The organism is Shewanella sp. Choline-02u-19, assembly GCF_002836205.1.
Classification (GTDB): Bacteria; Pseudomonadota; Gammaproteobacteria; order Enterobacterales; family Shewanellaceae; genus Shewanella.
In genome coordinates this window covers 2,674,197-2,691,077 of the sequence record NZ_PJBE01000013.1, presented here as the reverse complement: position 1 = coordinate 2,691,077, position 16,881 = coordinate 2,674,197, and the positions used below count along the sequence as shown (strand labels likewise).

The window sequence follows — 16,881 nt, the reverse complement described above, 5'->3', positions numbered from 1 at the left end:
AAAGTCATTAGCTTTACCGCTAAACTGACTCTATTTGCGCTTTACACCATCTTTTATCAATATATTTTGCGCTTACTGTGACTCAGTAAGCCTTTTGGAAATGTGCTGACAGCATAACGACTTAGCTCAAAAAGCTCAGCCTCTTTATTGCTTAGAGAGCTGAGATTATGCATTGCTACGGAGACGAAATTGAAAATTGTTAAACCCTTTTTACTGATATTTGGCTTGTTAATATCGAGCTCAACCTTTGCCCAATCTACTGGGTGGATTGAAAATCCAAATCACCCGCCAGTTACCGCTAAGTTCATGCTTACTGGCGAGCTAGATCCCGTAAGCAAGACCTTGCCGGCGGTGTTAGAGGTTAAGCTTGACGGTGATTGGAAAACCTATTGGCGCAGCCCTGGAGAAGGCGGCATTGCTCCTAGTATTGATTGGGAACAATCGGAAAACCTTGCCAATGTAAGTTGGGACTGGCCCACACCAGAAGCCTTTTCATTACTGGGTTTACAGACATTTGGATATAAGCATGATGTGATGTTTCCGATGTTATTACAGAGTAAGGATATTAATAAACCTATTAAAATTAAAGGTTTGCTCACGTTATCTAGCTGTACCAACATCTGCGTGTTAACCGATTATGAAATAAACCTAAACATTGATCCTAAGCGTATGACAGCGGATCCCGCCGCGATGTTTGCCTATAACAAGGCAACATCGAGCGTGCCACTGCATAAGACTGACGCCGACATTAACCTTGGTTGGGATCAAGAAAAGCGACAACTTGAAGTGTTACTAAACGAGGGCGATTGGCAATATCCGCAATTGATTATTGATGGTGAACCCGACGTTACCTTTAAATTAAAAAAGGTAGAAACCAGTACCGATGATCAAGGGGTTAAACAACTAAAAGCCATTTTTGATGGTAGCAGTTGGTTAGGAGAAACGGATCTCATTGGTAAATCGTTAAATGTCACTGTGATAGAGGCGGATACGGCTATTGAGTACAGCGCACCGGTGACCGCGGTGGATATTATTGATAGTGGATCGTCATTACTGACTATGTTGCTGATAGCACTACTCGGTGGTTTGATCTTGAATGTCATGCCGTGTGTGTTACCGGTTCTCGGTATGAAGTTAAGTGCAGTTGTGGCCGCGCCAGAATTTAATAAAACTAAGATAAGACAACAATTTTTATCGTCAGCTTTAGGTATTTTGGTCTCTTTCTGGCTGTTAGCGGGCTTTATTCTTACCCTAAAAGTCACCGGACAAGCAATAGGTTGGGGCGTGCAATTCCAAAACCCTTGGTTTATTGGCTTTATGGCGTTGATCACCTCTGTATTTGCCTTAAACATGTTAGGGGCATTTGAAATTAACTTGCCTTCTAGTGTGCAAACAAAGCTGGCGACGACCGGTGGCAATGACAACCGTGGTCACTTTTTACAAGGGATGTTCGCGACACTATTGGCCACACCCTGTAGCGCACCTTTTTTAGGCACTGCAGTCGCATTTGCACTTGGGGCAGATGCTATCAGCTTGTTTGTTATCTTTACGGCCTTAGCTGTCGGAATGGCGTTACCATGGTTGATGGTCGCGGCAGTCCCGCAAGTGGCGAATTACTTTCCAAAGCCCGGTCGCTGGATGAATGTGGTTAAGGTTATTTTTGCAGGCTTATTGTTACTCACCAGTCTTTGGCTTATTAGCTTATTAGCCAACTTCATTTCAACGGGCATTCTATGGGTTGCTGCGGCGATATTAGTGCTGTTATTTATCACGTTGATGGCTAGGGTTCATGGCTCTGCTGCCGTGATCGCCAGTATTAGCATGGGTATTCTTGTCAGTGCGATAACTGCTTTTGCCACATCAGATAACTGGGCGCGTCCGTTACCCACAGATCTTAGTTGGACTCCACTGCAACAAAGTGACATTCAGGCAAAAGTCGCTGAAGGGAAAGTGGTCTTCGTTGATGTGACCGCAGATTGGTGTATTACCTGTAAAGCCAATAAAGTCGGGGTGATATTACAAGACCCTGTTTATAGCCGCTTAAAACAAAATGATATAGATCTTGTTATCGGTGATTGGACTAAACCTTCGGCGCCTATTACCGACTATTTACAGAGCCATAATCGCTATGGCGTACCGTTTAATGTGGTTTATGGGCCCAATGCTCCTGATGGGATCGAACTGCCTGTGATTTTGTCTTCAAAGGAGGTGATCGCAGCGATCAATAAAGCCTCTGCTAAAGGTCCTTTTTAGCGTATACGGCAAACCTAACTCGCTAGCGACTATAGTGACAGACGCTAGCGAGCTAAACCTATATGACTGAAAACGGTTAAAAGGACCGTTTGAAGATAGTATTTTTAAGAGAGTATTAAGATGACATTAAGCGTAAAAGCAAAAAGCATAATAGGCGTGGCTCTAGCGGTCATATTCACATTTATCGGGGTTCAAACGGTGAGTAGCGCAAGTGTTAAAGCGGATGAAGGTAAGCTTAGTGCAGGGCAACAGCAAGAAGTTAAGGGTATATTGAAAGAGATGCTGCTCAATGACCCAGATCTGCTTAAAGAGGCGATTATTGCTATGCAAGTACGCGAGCAAGGTTCGCAGAAAGCGAGCGCTAAGTCGCTCATCAAGCAGTATCAACAGGCGCTATTTAATACAAAAACAGATCCATGGAAAGGCGCTGAGTCGCCAGACGTTACCATGGTTTATTTTACCGATTTTAACTGTCCTTATTGTAAAAAGTTAGAGCCAGAGTTGGAAAAATTAATAGCCGAATTTCCTCAGTTGAAAATCATTATTAAAATGGTACCGTTACAGGGACAAAGTGCTGTAGAAGCGGTCGAGTTGGCGCAAACGGTTTGGCTGAATGAACCTGAAAAATACCTTGCACTTAAAAAGACTTTGATGGCAGCGCCTCGCCGGCTAGACTCCGCGACTATCGCCAAAGTGGCCAAGTTAACACACACGCAGAAGTGGCTGGGTAAAAATGACAGCCGAGTGGATGCCATTGTGGATGAAAATCTACAGTTAATGCGACAACTCGGTCTTCGGGGAACCCCAAGTATGATTATTGGTGAGCAGATAATCCCTGGTTTAGTACCGTTTGAAACGCTTAAACAAGAGGTTGAAAAAGCGCTTAAGGCACAAGGATAATGACGAAGCCGAATGCCTATAAATCCCTATTGAGTAAAGTACTTTATGGGGCTAAACAAATAGCTATTATGCTGGTGGTTTTCACCTTGTTTTCTGCAGCGTTAGATCTGTGGCGCAGTAAAGATATCCCCACCGATAATCTGCCAGACTTAAAAGCGATGACTCTAAATGGTGAGCCCGTAGATATTCTGGCGATGAGTTATCAGGAGCCTGTTCTGCTGTACTTTTGGGGAACATGGTGTCCAGTGTGCAGCTTTGTTAGTCCATCGGTTGATATAATGGCGTCACAATATTCGGTGGTGACTGTGGCGATGAACTCCGGCAGTGATGAAAAACTCAGCCAGTATTTGAAGCACAAACAATATGATTTCCCCGTGGTTAATGACAAGAAGGGGCTACTTTCCCGAGACTTTTCAGTCAATGTGACGCCGACGTTGATGGTGATTAAAGACGGTGAACTGCAGTTCTATACCAGTGGTTTTACCAGCTTACCAGGAATGTGGTGGCGAATGCTGTTGGCATAAAGCCAGCTGTTCCCTCATGTTGTATTCAGTCTAAGGTAGCCAAGTCGGCTGCCTTTTTATTATCTATTATATTTTTGCACTGAAGAGTTATCGGTGATCTGCACTCTGCTAAGCACTTCATCATTATAAATGAAATGGAAAACACCGCCGTCATTGGTGTTCTATACTGGTTAACATCTTTGTGTTTAACCGCGTTGGAGCTAGCCATGAGTCATACTTACAAGATTATTGAGCTTACAGGTTCATCCCCGATTAGTTCGGATGATGCAATAAAAAATGCCATTGCGGCGGCAAATGAGTCAATACAGCATATGCGCTGGTTTCAGGTGACCGAAACTCGGGGTCATTTGGAGGAGGGGATGGTGGCTCATTGGCAAGTGACAATCAAAGTAGGTTTTACACTTAATCCCAAATAAATACAGTTAATATACCGAAGGGCTACTCTATTGTGAGCAGCCTTTAGGCATCTCGTGGCAACCCTTTTTCTACCGTCCGAATGACCCGCTGTGTTTTACGGCTTAATAGGCTCTGTTTGGTACTTTGTTGTTCGAGTGCCCAGTCAATATGTTCAGCTACCATCTCATCAACTTCATCCGATAATTTGCGCGCTTCAAGTGCCGACATGATGGATGCTGAAGTCGGTGCATTGCCAAGAGCGATAGCGATATTTCTAAGCCAACGTCGATGACCTATTCTGCGGATCGCACTGCCTTCGGTTAGCTTTAAGAACTCAGCTTCACTCCATGCAAATAACGTCAATAATTCAGGCTGCTGTAACGGAGTGCGAGTGTGAAAATCTTGTTCAGCGGTGATAGGTGCCTGACTATTGATAGGACAAACGAGTTGGCAATCATCACAACCGTAAATTCGATTGCCTATGGCCTCACGAAACTCGACCGGAATAGCCCCTTGTAGTTCAATGGTAAGGTAGGAGATACAGCGGCGCCCATCAACCACATAAGGCTCGACAATGGCGTTAGTCGGGCATGACTTAATGCAGGCCACACAGGTGTTACAGTTCTCGCTTACCGGAATATCGACAGGCAGAGGCAGGTTGATAAACAACTCACCGAGGAAAAACCAACTACCAGCTTCTTGATTGAGCAGTAAGCTGTGTTTACCCGTCCAGCCTAAACCCGCTTTATCGGCGAGAGGCCGCTCTAGCACCGGCGCTGAATCGACAAAAGGACGGGAGTTGGATTTACTGAACCCCATCTCTTTTAGTTCAGCCTCTATTCGGTCTCCCAGCTTTTTGAGTCGACTACGGATCATTTTATGGTAGTCTCGGCCGCCTGCATACCGCGAGATATAGCCTAAGTTGGGATCTTTTAGATTGGTGGCAAAGCCTGCATTAGGGGGCAGGTAATCCATTCTTGCGGAGATGACTCTTCGGGTACCAGGGTGTAACTCATGTGGCCTGGCACGCATCATACCGTGATTAGCCATATAGCCCATGTCACCATGGTAGTCGTTGTCTAGCCATTGCTGCAGTTTAGGTTCTTCGGCCGTTAGATCTGTGTCGCAAATGCCGATCTGCGCAAAACCTAACTCTTGACCCCAGGTTTTAATTTTAAGGGCCAATTCGCCGAGTTGAGTGGGCGTTAAGGTATCAATTGCTGCAGGTAGTGAAGGAGTGTCTGGCATAGCTCTAATAACGGCTTGAAGTAACGGCTAATGATAGCAGTTATTGGGGGGGAATAGGTATCCCCGCCTTCTTCTCTAACTCATTTTTACTTGGTTGCGTCCATTGCTTTTGGCTTGATAGAGCGCATCGTCAGCTTTTTTGAGGAGCAGTGACAGCTTATCATCTGTGGTAGAAAGGCCAGCAACCCCAGCACTGATGGTTAGAGCAAAGCCCCGTGGAAACTTGCAGAAGTTAGCTTCACAGACTGTTTTTATAAGATTCTGAGCAATTTTATACGCTTGAGCTTTATCTGTTTCGGGTAAGATTATCAAAAACTCTTCGCCACCAACGCGTGCAGTTGGGTACTCGGAGGAGAGTATTTCTCGACAGGTATCAGCAAGCAGTACTAGCGCGTGATCGCCCACCTCGTGACCGAAGTTGTCATTAATAAGTTTAAAATGGTCAGCATCAAATATAATCACAGATAACGGCGTTTGTGTTTTCTTTGCTTCCTCAAAACAGCGCTGCGCTTTGGTATAGATATAACGACGATTAGGTAATTGTGTTAAATGGTCAGTCAGTGCGAGTTCCGATAATAATTTGTTCTTTTGCGATTGCTTATAAGCAAAAAAGGAAATAATAATGATAAGGAAGCTGCCGAGAAAAATGATGATCCCTTGCTGGATTTTATTTTGCTCTAACATCGCAAACTCAATCTCCTTGAGCCGCTGATTTTCTATCAGGTGGCGATTCTCTGCTTCTATTTGATCAACATTAAAGCGAGTACGCATTTCAGTTGTATAGCTTGAAAGCCGCTTTAAATCGAGTTCTTTATGTTGCTTCACATACTCATTAAGCGCGCGGTAAGCTTGTTGCCAGTTATTTTGACTCAGAAATATTTGGCTTTCGACTAGCTGCAATTCTGCTAAGCCTCGGATGTTTTTTACACGCTTGAAGGCTGCTCGTGCTAATGCTAGGCTTTCGTGAGCCTGAATTAACTTGCCATTGGCAAGGTATGTTTGCGCTCTAAATAGGTGCATAAAGCTGTAAAAGGCTTCATCGGTAGGCAAAATAAAAGGTTCAGCTTCATTTAAATATTGATTAACTTTTTTAAAGTCACCTAGCTTAATCAAGGTACCAGCCATATTTACCGCTACCCTTGCTTGTTGTAACTCTTGTTTATTGGCTTTCCAGTATAAGTAGCCTTGTTCGAAAAGTTTTTTGGCGGTCTTTAAATTACCTAACTCTTCTTCGGCAATAGCAATGGAAACTGTTACAGCAATAGCGGCATCAAAGTCTTTGTCTGTGATGTAGCTATGTTCCAATTTTTTATAATAACGAATCGCATTTTTTTGATCGCCAAAACGACGATAGCTGGTGGCTATCTCGTAAAGGTTGAACTTTACCCATGCAGGCAAATTTAAACTTTGATACAGAGATTGAGAGGTGATTAGGTCTTCAAGGCCTTGGGTGAAATTTCCTTGGTAAGAATTTAAGTAACCGCGAATACTTCTGGCATCAGCAATCAGGCGTAGGTCTTCTAATGCATATGCATCATTTACCGCCTTGTTATAGCCTTTTAGCGCTAACTCGACATCCCCATTCTGCTCAGTAAACCAAGCTTGGCACAGTTCTAAGTCTAATTTATGGCTTGGGAAGTCAGCTAAATCTGGTTTGGTTAATGCGTGTTGTGCAAAGGCTAAAGCTTTGGAGAGTTGGTCTGCTTCGTTGGGATCAAATGCCCAGCAACGCACGCGAGTTAGCTGCAGTTGTCTTGAAGTATCATCTTTAGCGATTATTGCTTCTAGTCGTTCAATATAGGTGTTAAGCGTTTGGTTGTTAATCACAGTACCGCTATTAATCAAGGTAAATAGCGCATCGGCTTTATCTGTGTTGCTTTGCTCGGCATAGCAGAATGAACTCACTGAAAGTAAGCTTGCAAATAGCATGATTTTTACTAACAAAAACGGCTTTGGCATTTAGCGTTTGCTTAGTCCTGAAGTCATTGATATTCATGGTTAGCATACACGATATAATATTTTTAGAGTCATTTTTTGGTCACTAAGGCTAGCAAGTCAATATTGCCGCCGACAAGTTTTGCATTTACTAGTTGGGATCTGTATAACAACGCCGTGTTTAAAGGACTAATCCTCAAAGGTAATGTAATGAAAAAGATTTTGGCTTGTTTGCTGATGCTGATGAGTTGGTCAGTATCTGCTAAATCAGATTTAGAGCAATCAGGTGATATTTTACATCTTCTCATTCCAGTCGCTGCGCTCGGTGGCAGTTTAATGTACGAAGATGACTACGAGGGCGCATGGCAGTTGGTTAAGACTGGCGTGGTTTCTCGTCTTGTTGTCGAAGGGCTTAAATATACGGTAGATAAAGAGCGTCCAGATGGTTCGGGTGATGATTCATTTCCGTCAGGACATGCTGCTGATACCTTTGCTGCAGCCACATTTGTACAGCAACGCTATGGTTGGAAGTGGGCTATTCCTGCCTATGTTGGCGCGGCATATGTTAGCTATACACGGGTAGAAAGCGATAAGCATCAGCTCGAGGATGTGTTAGCGGGCGCGGCAATCGGTGTACTATCTGGCTTATACTTTACCGACCCATATAAAGACATTACCATCACGCCAATTGTAGGTAACGGCAATTATGGCGTGTATATTAGCGGCACTTTCTAGGCCGTATTGTAAAATTGTAATAGAGATCAAAAAATGACTGAAGTAAACGCTGAATATAAAGCTCGTGCTGAGCTGGTGGCATTAAACGTGTGTAATACCGTTATGCCAATGGATCAAATCCCAGAGAGCTTGTTAGAAGCTTATGCCAACCTTTGTAATGAGTTGATTGAAGATACCGATCTTAAATTCAATAGTGGCTGGAACGCCTTACCTGCTAGCGCCAGAGCACTATTGCCGCAAGAAGATTTTCACGGTTTTTATATTGCTAATGCTTGGTTTCAATTGAGCCGCGTAGCACAAGATATTGCCGACATGGCCGACTCAGATGATGAGATCGCCGAGAAAGAATACAACGGTATTTTCACCCGTTTATCAGATGCTTCACTCAAAGAGAGTGTTCGTAAGCTGAAGAAAGCCCGTACCGATCGCTCAATGCTTAACAGCATTAAAGCCGTTATCGAAGGTAAGTAAACCCTTACGTTTGTGTTAGCGTTAAAGAATAAGGCCATGGGAAACCATGGCCTTATTTTTTGCTGTGCCAAATAGCGCCAAGGGTTAAATATTTGATGATTTTATAGCTCGTTAGTGGACCGGAACGAGTTAATGACACCGCCAATCATCTGATTGTATTTACATTGCTAATGTTGATTTGAGCTATTCTTTACTAAGAGTCGGATAGGCTTCTGTATATATCCAATCCTTATTTTCCACTGGTTTGTGACAACTCAGGCAATCAGTTTTATAGTTTGTTGCGACGTTCTTGTCTTTATTATCTGGCTTGTATAGCGCCCAACCCCAGCCATCGCCCCATAGAGGATTATCGGCAAACCGACCTTTCACGTCTTTGATCATTACGAACCATTGTTTGACGTCTTTTGTCGCATAGCTGACCCCAGCTCCTGTAGTGTAGCTTCCCGCATTAGACACCCGAAGCTCTTTTACGATCGTGGCACCATCGGGAAATTTGCCAGACTTGCGGAAACTCTCAACCGATTCTTTCTCTGTATACACATCATGAAAACCGCTGGCACCGCCTTCAGGAACGAACCATGACCCTAAGTGAACCATATTGGTTCGAAAACTATGAGGGAAACTAATATTGCCTTTTTCATCAACATAATTTGAGAACGTATCATCCGCTATTGCCGAGAATGAACTAACACTAGTCATGATCACGCAACCTAAACAAATGCCTATTTTTTTGAGTCTAATGGATAGCATTATTATTTACCTTTTGGCTCAATATAATTATTGTTCAAGTCTGATTCATGACCGCCCGTAGCCTTCTTACCCTTTGCTTTACCCGAACTGAGAACCGGGTAATACTGAGTAAAAACAAAATCATCTGATGCCGACGCTAGATGACAACTATTACAGGATGCTGAAGGAAACGGCTTGGCGGTCTTTGTTAAGGTCTTATGATCTTTACTGGAAAAGCTAAAGTAAGCCCAGTTGCCAGGCTCATCAGGAAAGTTGCTCTTACTCTTGATGGTTGCTTCCAGACCAATAAACTCACCTTGAAAGTATCCTTGACCACTCACAGCGGCTTTTGAGCCAACACTGACCAGCTCTTTCATTAAAATAGTACCTTCACGAAACTTCCCCGTTTCTTTCCAATGCGCCCAGCTTTTTGGATCGATATACACATTGTGATGCTCGGGAAATGCAGCTTTGCCATTATTCATATCATTTGGTGTTACCGGAGTACCCACATAAATCCACTCGCGATAACCTGTGGGGCGTTCTAGCACTCCATCTTTTATGGTGTAATACTCTTCCGCAATAGCAGGCACTATTAAGAGCAGTTGAGCGAATATTCCAACGGCTACAAAACTTATTATTTTTTTCACTTGCTTCATTGTTAATACTCCTAAGAGATGAAAGACAAGCGTAGTAACGTTTCCACTGAAGGGCAATGTTATGATTTTGTTTGAAGCGAGATGCCACGAATGTGATTCGAGGTTGAATTTGCCTACTCGTTCATAGAGATCTAACACGAAATGAGGCTGAAATAATTTACACCCCTAGCTCACTTTTGGGCATAAACGTGTCAGATTCAGCCAAAAGTGGTGCTAATGATATTTTAGCTCGGTTAGAAAAACGCAACTTATGGGGTGTGAGATAGACATTGGCGCTGAAGACAAGGAAACCTCGTTATAGAAAATATCATTTGCAATAACGAGGCGGAACAGACGTTTTTATTAATATGGCCGTTAGAGTGTCGTTGTAGACTCAGCCATTTGTGTTTGCGCCTTTTCTTGAATTTGTGCTTTTAGCGCGGGGTCTGAAAGAATCTGTAATAATTGGTCGTGATAAGCACGAAGGACATTATTTTGAGGTGATTCATCGGCTTTTTCATCAATGACGTCCCTTTCTTGGGTGTTATGTTGATAAGTTAAACCGCTATCTTTATCAAATAGGTATGTATCAACATTGGTATCAAAATTAAATGATGAAACCCAGTTTAAATTGATGCTGAAGAACCACTCTTGCAAGTCGAGAACTAAAAGATGTTGTGATCCTTGCTCTGTTAACGTATAGCTCGCTATGGTTTCTGTCGGTACTGTTTTGAAATCAGCAGGTTTTACTTGCCATCCCTTTTCCGTTAACCCTTTTACGATTCTTTTTTGTAGCCACTGACTTAAGGTTAACGACTTATCGTCTTTTTCCGTTGCCAAGATGGTATCTACATCCCAATCAACTGGAATACCAAAGGTTGCATGTACGCGACCAACGAAAGTTTCGGGTTTACCTTCTTTAACCTTTTTACGGTTATCAATAACACTGATAAGAATGGGGGCAGCGTTATTATATTCAGGGGTAGGTGTTTGTTCTTGCAAAGCAATGGGAGAAACGCAGCCTGATAACGTTAATATGGCAAATGCCACTAATAAAATTTTGTACATTGTAAGTCCTTTTTTCATTTGTAATTAATTTGTTGTAACGGCGCTGATTATATATAACAAAATACTAATAACTCAATTGTATTAGTACTTTATTGTGGTTTCTATCTCGCTTAGATGTGAATGAACGGCCGTATGTACGGATATTGCAGAGGCTTACGACTAACCTTGGCCGTAGGCCGTACCTTTATTCGCAATTAAATCTGCAAGTGTATCCTCTAATTTAAAAACAAAAAAAAGCTGCCAGTAAATACTGACAGCTTTTTTAGCGTAAATTCTTAGTGCTAGTTGTGAACTTAGCCTCTAACCGCTGAGATCAATCGCTCACAACTGAAATTAGAACGAAGTGCGTTTATAACGGCGATACTCAGCTGTCCAGAAGTTATCTTCGATTGCTTGAGTCAATAACTCATCGCTGCTCGGCAGTGCATGACCCTCTTCAACTGCCACTTTAGCGACAGCAAAAGCGATATGTTTACTGACGCTATGGATATCTTCAAGCTTCGGCAGTAAAGAGCCTTCACCATTAATTGCAAGAGGTGAGCACTCGGCTAATGCACGGCTAGACGCCATTAGCATTGCGTCACTGACGCGGGCTGCACCAGCAGCTAACACACCAAGGCCGATGCCAGGAAAGATATAACTGTTATTGCACTGGGCTATTTCATAGGTAATGTCATCAATCACAACAGGCTCAAACGGGCTACCCGTTGCGACTAATGCTTGGCCGTTTGTCCAATGCAAAATATCTTTTGGTGTGGCCTCAACGCGGCTTGTAGGGTTCGACAGTGGGAACACAATTGGGCGTTTACAATGGCTATGCATCGCCTTGATGATCTCTTCACTGAATAATCCTGGTGAGCCAGAGACACCAATCAACACGGTTGGCCTAGCGTTACTGACGACATCGAGTAGGGATATGTTGTCGCTGAAATTATTCCAGCTCTCTACATCACTACATTGTTGCGCTAGTTTGTGTTGAAAAGGCAGTAAGTTCGGCATGTTTGACTGTAACAAGCCCCAACGGTCAACCATGAATACTCGTTGGCGTGCTTGGGTCTCGCTAATGCCTTCAGATACCATTTGCGCCACAATAGCTTCGGCAATACCACAACCTGCAGAACCCGCACCTAAGAAGGTGATTCGTTGCTTACAAAGCTGAGTGCCAGCCGCTTTACAGGCTGCGAGTAGTGAACCGACAGTAACAGCAGCTGTGCCTTGAATATCATCATTGAAGCAGCAGTATTGATCTTTGTAACGCTCAAGCAATGGCATGGCGTTCTTTTGCGCAAAATCTTCAAATTGAATCAGTGCATCTGGCCAGCGGCGGCTAACCGCTTGCATAAAGGCTTCGACAAACTCTTTGTATTCTTCGCCGCCAATGCGTTGGTTACGCCAACCCATGTACATAGGGTCTTCAAGTAGATGTGGATTATCGGTACCGACATCAAGCGTGATTGGCAAAGTATAAGCGGGGCTAATACCACCACAGCTGGTGTAGAGCGAAAGCTTACCAATCGGGATCCCCATGCCACCAATACCTTGGTCGCCAAGACCTAGAATACGTTCACCGTCGGTGACTACGATGATTTTTACTTTTTGGCGAGTCGAGTTATTTAAGATGTCGTCGATACGATCTTTGTTCGGGTAAGAGATAAACAGCCCGCGGTTACGACGATAATCTTTTGAGAAACGCTCACATGCCATACCGACAGTAGGGGTATAGATAATAGGCATCATCTCAGAAATGTGGTTTTGCACTAAACGATGATAGAGCGTTTCGTTAGTATCTTGAATGTTCCTAAGATAGATGTGTTTGTCTAAATCATTAGAAAAATTCTTATACTGATCATAGGCGCGTGATGCTTGCTCTTCGATTGTCTCAATCACATGCGGCAATAGGCCTTCAAGATTGAAAAAAATACGTTCTTCGTCGGAAAATGCGCTGCCTTTGTTAATCAAAGGTGCTTCAAGAATGGCAGGACCGGCAAAAGGAAGATAGAGCGGGCGTTTGTTATCGTCCATTAGAAACCTTTTCTCTGTTTTTGTTAGTTTAAGGAGGTGATGTTAATCACGGAAGATTAACACAAACCGTGATCTTTGTTGCGTTTTGTCTGCCGATAAGATGAATTTTTTAATCAGAGAATATTGTTCAGTAGTGGACTTTTTCAGGTACAAAAAAGCACAGCAAATGCTGTGCTTTATTCCTTAACTCAAACTAAAGCCTAAGCTTCAGTTTCAGCGGGTTTTGGACGATGCTTCAGGGATAAACCCATTAGGAAGTTTCGTAAAACCTGATCGCCGCACGCTTTATAGTGCTTGTGGCCAGGTTTTCTAAACAGTGCGCCAAGTTCCGATTTAGACATATTAAATTCGGCTAGCGTCAGAGCTTCAATAATATCGTCTTCACGCAATTCAAAAGCAACTCTTAACTTCTTAAAGATAAGGTTGTTTGTTAGCTGTGATAATGGCTCTGGTATTTCAGCACCAGGCTTTAGTCCGCGCTTATAGATCACAAATCCATCAAGGAACATACACATGGTTTTGTCGTTACAAGGCTGATAGCCCTCTTCAGACTCTTTTTTCAACATGTTGATGATTTCTTCTTGATTGATTTCGTGATTAGCTTTAGCAAAAATGCGTAGCATTTTGGCATTGCTTAAATCAAGGATGTAGCGGACTTTACGTATAATATCGTTGTTAATCATATTTGTATTTTCTTTATGCTATTTGACTGCGCGGCTGCGTAATCATCGGTGCGTATTATAGCAGAATCGTTTGGTATTTACTTTGCTGCTAGTAAAGTTGCTGTGATTGCTTCTTTTCCTGCTTGGTATAATTTGGCTACGGGTCTGTCTTCTAACGCCACCAGTTTACTGTTAATACTATTGCGGATCTTATCGTGCAGCCCAAAAGTGCGATTGATATCTTGCAGATCCCAAGAGGTATTTTCTAAAATGACCACGTTGACGTTCGACTGTGGGTAATAGAGTGCAAGGCTGACATAGCCAGGAAGGTAACCACTATGACTATATTCAGTTATGCCGTTGATATTACTGATTTGCGTGCCATAGCCATAGCCCAATGCTCCCCAACGATGTTCTCGGGTGCTATGGGAAGTCGTCATCTCTAGTAGGCTTTGTTCACTAATAAGCTGGCCTGTGAATAGCGCATATTGAAAATGACTATAGGCATCGGCTGACGCCATCATGCCACCAGCGGTGAGCAGCTGCTGATTAATCTCGACATCAGAGGCGGCATAACTTGAGGTGTCATTGCCGTCTTGCTGCTGATGCCTTGTTTCTTCTTGGCCAAGTAACAGTAGCGGGGATGTCTTTTTGATGGTTGATGTTTTGCCTAAGTGCGCACTCAGTCCGCCCAATCCTGCCTGCAGGTTGAATGCGTTGATTTGTTCTGTAATGGGTTGTTGATTGACGGTCTCAAGTAGTTGTCCAAGCAGGGCATAACCATAGTTTGAGTATTTAAATTGGCTACCGGGTTCAAACAACGGCGGCTTACCCGCTTCGACGAGCCCTGAGGTATTACTGAGTAGGTGCGAGATGGTTACGCTGTCAGGGATATTGTCGGGACCCTTTTGTGATGGCTGTGATCCCAGATAATGATTAACCGACTGATCTAACGCTAGCTTGCCATCATCAACGGCTTTAAGCACTAGCGTGGCGGTGACCTGTTTAGATAACGAGGCGATAATAAATTCAGATTTCAGACTGACATTATCGCCGGAAATATAGGTAAACAGCGGTTGGTTATCGCGTTTTACCATAATAATGCCAGTAAAAGGCCGTTCATTTTGAGTGATGATAGTGGGTAGCTGTTTGGCTATATCACTGTTGGCTATGCGGTTGGCACTGGCTTTATTCGCAGCCCATAAGCACAGAGTGAGCAATATAACACTCAGAATTGTTTTCGTTAAAAAATGCATCGCAGGTGTAGTCCGTTATTTAGTAAGCATCCAGTAGATGAATAAAACCGCAAAACTAATAAGGTAAGTTAAGCCAAACAAAGAGAGTATCCTCATCGCGCTACCATACCTGTCTTCAACAGGAAGTGCTGTGCTGATCATCAATTTATAGTTAAGCCAAGCGAAAATAACTGTGGTCATAAACGCAAGGATCATAACAAACTCAAGCAATGGCAGTAACGCCCCTTTAAAAAATAAAATAATAGCCAGTCCACATAAGCTCATTAAACACATCACAGTGTTAAGCCTCTTTTGGCTGTATTGGCGGCCTTTTAGCAGTTGCCAACCCATATTCAAGGTTCTGCTATAGCCATCAATAACGGTAACAGTGGTGCTGAAAATACATAAAAAGGCCACAAAACCAATTAAATATCGGCTTTCATTGCCCATCACCTTGCTATAAAGGTCGATTAGCTGCTTAGAGAACTGCACGCCAGAGGCTGAAAAGGTTTCGCCGCTGCCATGCATCACCAGAGTACCAAGCGCCAAAAATACAATGGCGAGCAGGGCGGTAACGATATAGCCAAAGTTGAAGTCGAATAGGGCTTGTTGCTTTGTCACTTGTTGGCTTTTTTGTTTCTCCAGCAACCAGAGAGAGTTCCAAGCGCTGACTTCAATCGGTGCGGGCATCCAGCCCATCATTGCGACTAAAAAGCCGATATAAGCCCATTGCCAAGGTGAGGTAGACACAAAGCCTGGTTGCACGATAGAAGGTGCATTAAATGCGAGAGCAACCGCAATTAAGGTGGTTAATGTTAGCGCCAACATGATGATCTTCGTCATCTTGTCGAGTAGCGCATAATGGCCAAAAATGAGTATGACTAAACTCGAGATCAGCACCAGTAGCCCTAATAGGTCGATAGAGAGCGGGACAAACTGGGTCAACATTGCCGCGGTTAACATCGCTACCCCCGCTGTACTGGCTATCGCAGCTATCACATTGAGGCCGGTAAACAGTAATAAATAGTTGCGACCCTGTTTTAAATATCCCGCGAGTAAGCTCTCGCCTGTGGCGGTTGTATAGCGAGCACCAGCGGCAAAGAAGGGATACTTGAGTAAGTTGACGGCCAAAATAACCCAAGCTAATTGCCAACCAAATTCGGCGCCCGCTCGGGTAGAAGCAACCAGATGAGAGGCGCCAATGGCAGCGGCGGCCATTAAAATGCCAGGCCCCATGGCTCCGATCACAGAACCTAGCTGAAGAGGGGACTTTGATAGTGTAGGAGTACTGCTGTTGCTCATTATTTGGCTACTTCATCTGTAAAAATTTAAAGGAGGTAGGTGAATCTTTAAATTGAAATCTAAAGACTCGCTTTGTTTTCAAGGCGTTTAAGGGTATCAGAGATCTCTTGTAAAAGAGTAATCACATAAGTGTCATTATTTTCATCTGCTGTACTGTCACTTTCAAGTTGGTTCAGGGTTTCTTTTTGAGCTAACACCAAGCTTCTAAAGTGGGCTGCATCGATGATCCCTGTTAGATTTAATAGCGCGCCAGAACCCGATTGCCCCGCAGTTTCAATCGTTAATTTGTGCAGCTTAAAGAATCGCATCAGTGGCCCTTGGATTAACGCCATGTCGGTGATTTTATCTAATGGGACCGTGTTTTCGGTGCGGGTAAAAATACCTTTGCGGACGATGAGTTTTCGATCTGTGAGCTCGGTGCTCATATTGGCGATATAGCGGCGAGTAAAAATACCGCCAATGGGTAGCCAAAGCAGTAACAGTGGAATGCCGATGATGGATAACGTCAGCACGATGGCAACTGGCGTTAACCAGTATTGACCTAAGTTAGTGGCAAACTCTGCTTGCTTGATACTTTTTTCCAAACCCTTTTGCATGGTTAACCCTTATTTTTGCAACTGATGATGGTGCGACGCGGAGCGTAGTTATGACTTGAGGCTGCTATTGTTATTGCCCTTAGGCTAACTTAAGCAAAATTGAATCTAATTTGAAGTATTTTATGATTTTAGAATAACTTGCTGGTTCCTATTTTAGGATTATAAGA

Annotated in this window: 16 protein-coding genes; 6 read left to right on the top strand and 10 right to left on the bottom strand. The window is 43.4% G+C overall.

Annotation, left to right across the window (positions count from 1 at the left end; translation table 11 throughout):
- Nucleotides 1-189 precede the first annotated feature (189 nt).
- From CXF83_RS18380 to CXF83_RS18360, 4 genes are all read left to right on the top strand, one after another.
- A complete protein-coding gene (locus CXF83_RS18380; protein ID WP_101092942.1) occupies nt 190-2,253 on the top strand; it encodes a protein-disulfide reductase DsbD family protein in 2,064 nt (687 codons plus the stop codon).
- Nucleotides 2,254-2,373: 120 nt separating this feature from the next.
- Nucleotides 2,374-3,153, top strand: a complete 780-nt coding sequence (locus tag CXF83_RS18375) for a DsbA family protein (RefSeq protein ID WP_101092940.1) — start codon at nt 2,374-2,376, stop codon at nt 3,151-3,153.
- Entirely contained in the window at nt 3,153-3,677 is a 525-nt protein-coding gene (locus tag CXF83_RS18370) for a protein disulfide oxidoreductase (protein WP_101092938.1), read from the top strand. Before CXF83_RS18375 ends, CXF83_RS18370 begins: the two co-directional genes overlap by 1 nt.
- 206 nt (nt 3,678-3,883) lie before the next feature.
- Entirely contained in the window at nt 3,884-4,093 is a 210-nt protein-coding gene (locus CXF83_RS18360; protein ID WP_101092934.1) for a dodecin, read from the top strand.
- 43 nt (nt 4,094-4,136) lie between these two features.
- On the opposite strand, the gene queG is transcribed toward CXF83_RS18360, so the two are convergent.
- Together queG and CXF83_RS18350 are read right to left on the bottom strand one after the other, a co-directional pair.
- Nucleotides 4,137-5,321 carry a tRNA epoxyqueuosine(34) reductase QueG gene (gene queG, locus CXF83_RS18355; protein WP_101092932.1) on the bottom strand — a complete coding sequence of 395 codons (1,185 nt, stop codon included), beginning with the start codon at nt 5,319-5,321 and terminating at the stop codon, nt 4,137-4,139.
- Nucleotides 5,322-5,396: 75 nt separating this feature from the next.
- The gene (locus CXF83_RS18350; RefSeq protein WP_101092930.1) at nt 5,397-7,280 is read right to left on the bottom strand and encodes a tetratricopeptide repeat-containing diguanylate cyclase; all 1,884 of its coding nucleotides are present in this window, start codon (nt 7,278-7,280) and stop codon (nt 5,397-5,399) included.
- Between the two features lie 186 nt (nt 7,281-7,466).
- On the opposite strand from CXF83_RS18350, the gene CXF83_RS18345 reads away from it, so the two are divergent.
- Complete coding sequence (locus CXF83_RS18345) at nt 7,467-7,991, top strand: phosphatase PAP2 family protein (RefSeq protein WP_101092928.1); 525 nt, start codon at nt 7,467-7,469, stop codon at nt 7,989-7,991.
- 33 nt (nt 7,992-8,024) lie between these two features.
- On the top strand, nt 8,025-8,462 hold the full coding sequence (locus CXF83_RS18340) for a DUF3069 domain-containing protein (RefSeq protein WP_101092926.1): 438 nt from the start codon (nt 8,025-8,027) through the stop codon (nt 8,460-8,462).
- Between the two features lie 183 nt (nt 8,463-8,645).
- Here CXF83_RS18340 and CXF83_RS18335 read toward each other — a convergent pair whose 3' ends face one another.
- From CXF83_RS18335 to CXF83_RS18300, 8 genes are all read right to left on the bottom strand, one after another.
- Nucleotides 8,646-9,161 (bottom strand): cytochrome P460 family protein, encoded by a 516-nt coding sequence (locus tag CXF83_RS18335; RefSeq protein WP_232775142.1) that lies wholly within the window; start codon nt 9,159-9,161, stop codon nt 8,646-8,648.
- Between the two features lie 53 nt (nt 9,162-9,214).
- Complete coding sequence (locus CXF83_RS18330) at nt 9,215-9,850, bottom strand: cytochrome P460 family protein (RefSeq protein ID WP_101092922.1); 636 nt, start codon at nt 9,848-9,850, stop codon at nt 9,215-9,217.
- 354 nt (nt 9,851-10,204) lie between these two features.
- A complete protein-coding gene (locus tag CXF83_RS18325; RefSeq protein WP_101092920.1) occupies nt 10,205-10,897 on the bottom strand; it encodes a hypothetical protein in 693 nt (230 codons plus the stop codon).
- A gap of 333 nt (nt 10,898-11,230) precedes the next feature.
- Nucleotides 11,231-12,919, bottom strand: coding sequence for an NAD-dependent malic enzyme (locus CXF83_RS18320; RefSeq protein ID WP_101092918.1), 1,689 nt, complete (start codon nt 12,917-12,919; stop codon nt 11,231-11,233).
- A gap of 200 nt (nt 12,920-13,119) precedes the next feature.
- Nucleotides 13,120-13,602, bottom strand: coding sequence for a DUF1456 family protein (locus CXF83_RS18315; RefSeq protein ID WP_101092916.1), 483 nt, complete (start codon nt 13,600-13,602; stop codon nt 13,120-13,122).
- A gap of 77 nt (nt 13,603-13,679) precedes the next feature.
- The gene (locus tag CXF83_RS18310; protein ID WP_101092913.1) at nt 13,680-14,837 is read right to left on the bottom strand and encodes a serine hydrolase domain-containing protein; all 1,158 of its coding nucleotides are present in this window, start codon (nt 14,835-14,837) and stop codon (nt 13,680-13,682) included.
- A 15-nt stretch (nt 14,838-14,852) separates the two neighbouring features.
- Nucleotides 14,853-16,118, bottom strand: coding sequence for an NRAMP family divalent metal transporter (locus CXF83_RS18305; protein WP_101092911.1), 1,266 nt, complete (start codon nt 16,116-16,118; stop codon nt 14,853-14,855).
- Nucleotides 16,119-16,177: 59 nt separating this feature from the next.
- On the bottom strand, nt 16,178-16,714 hold the full coding sequence (locus CXF83_RS18300; protein ID WP_101092909.1) for a PH domain-containing protein: 537 nt from the start codon (nt 16,712-16,714) through the stop codon (nt 16,178-16,180).
- Between the last annotated feature and the right edge of the window lie 167 nt (nt 16,715-16,881).

Bases quoted from the DNA above. Each gene is read 5' to 3' on its own strand.
- CXF83_RS18375 (WP_101092940.1), top strand. From the start codon at position 2,374: ATGACATTAAGCGTAAAAGCAAAAAGCATAATAGGCGTGGCTCTAGCG.
- CXF83_RS18370 (WP_101092938.1), top strand. From the start codon at position 3,153: ATGACGAAGCCGAATGCCTATAAATCCCTATTGAGTAAAGTACTTTAT.
- CXF83_RS18360 (WP_101092934.1), top strand. From the start codon at position 3,884: ATGAGTCATACTTACAAGATTATTGAGCTTACAGGTTCATCCCCGATT.
- queG (WP_101092932.1), bottom strand. From the start codon at position 5,321: ATGCCAGACACTCCTTCACTACCTGCAGCAATTGATACCTTAACGCCC.
- CXF83_RS18350 (WP_101092930.1), bottom strand. From the start codon at position 7,280: ATGCCAAAGCCGTTTTTGTTAGTAAAAATCATGCTATTTGCAAGCTTA.
- CXF83_RS18345 (WP_101092928.1), top strand. From the start codon at position 7,467: ATGAAAAAGATTTTGGCTTGTTTGCTGATGCTGATGAGTTGGTCAGTA.
- CXF83_RS18340 (WP_101092926.1), top strand. From the start codon at position 8,025: ATGACTGAAGTAAACGCTGAATATAAAGCTCGTGCTGAGCTGGTGGCA.
- CXF83_RS18335 (WP_232775142.1), bottom strand. From the start codon at position 9,161: ATGACTAGTGTTAGTTCATTCTCGGCAATAGCGGATGATACGTTCTCA.
- CXF83_RS18330 (WP_101092922.1), bottom strand. From the start codon at position 9,850: ATGAAGCAAGTGAAAAAAATAATAAGTTTTGTAGCCGTTGGAATATTC.
- CXF83_RS18325 (WP_101092920.1), bottom strand. From the start codon at position 10,897: ATGTACAAAATTTTATTAGTGGCATTTGCCATATTAACGTTATCAGGC.
- CXF83_RS18320 (WP_101092918.1), bottom strand. From the start codon at position 12,919: ATGGACGATAACAAACGCCCGCTCTATCTTCCTTTTGCCGGTCCTGCC.
- CXF83_RS18315 (WP_101092916.1), bottom strand. From the start codon at position 13,602: ATGATTAACAACGATATTATACGTAAAGTCCGCTACATCCTTGATTTA.
- CXF83_RS18310 (WP_101092913.1), bottom strand. From the start codon at position 14,837: ATGCATTTTTTAACGAAAACAATTCTGAGTGTTATATTGCTCACTCTG.
- CXF83_RS18305 (WP_101092911.1), bottom strand. From the start codon at position 16,118: ATGAGCAACAGCAGTACTCCTACACTATCAAAGTCCCCTCTTCAGCTA.
- CXF83_RS18300 (WP_101092909.1), bottom strand. From the start codon at position 16,714: ATGCAAAAGGGTTTGGAAAAAAGTATCAAGCAAGCAGAGTTTGCCACT.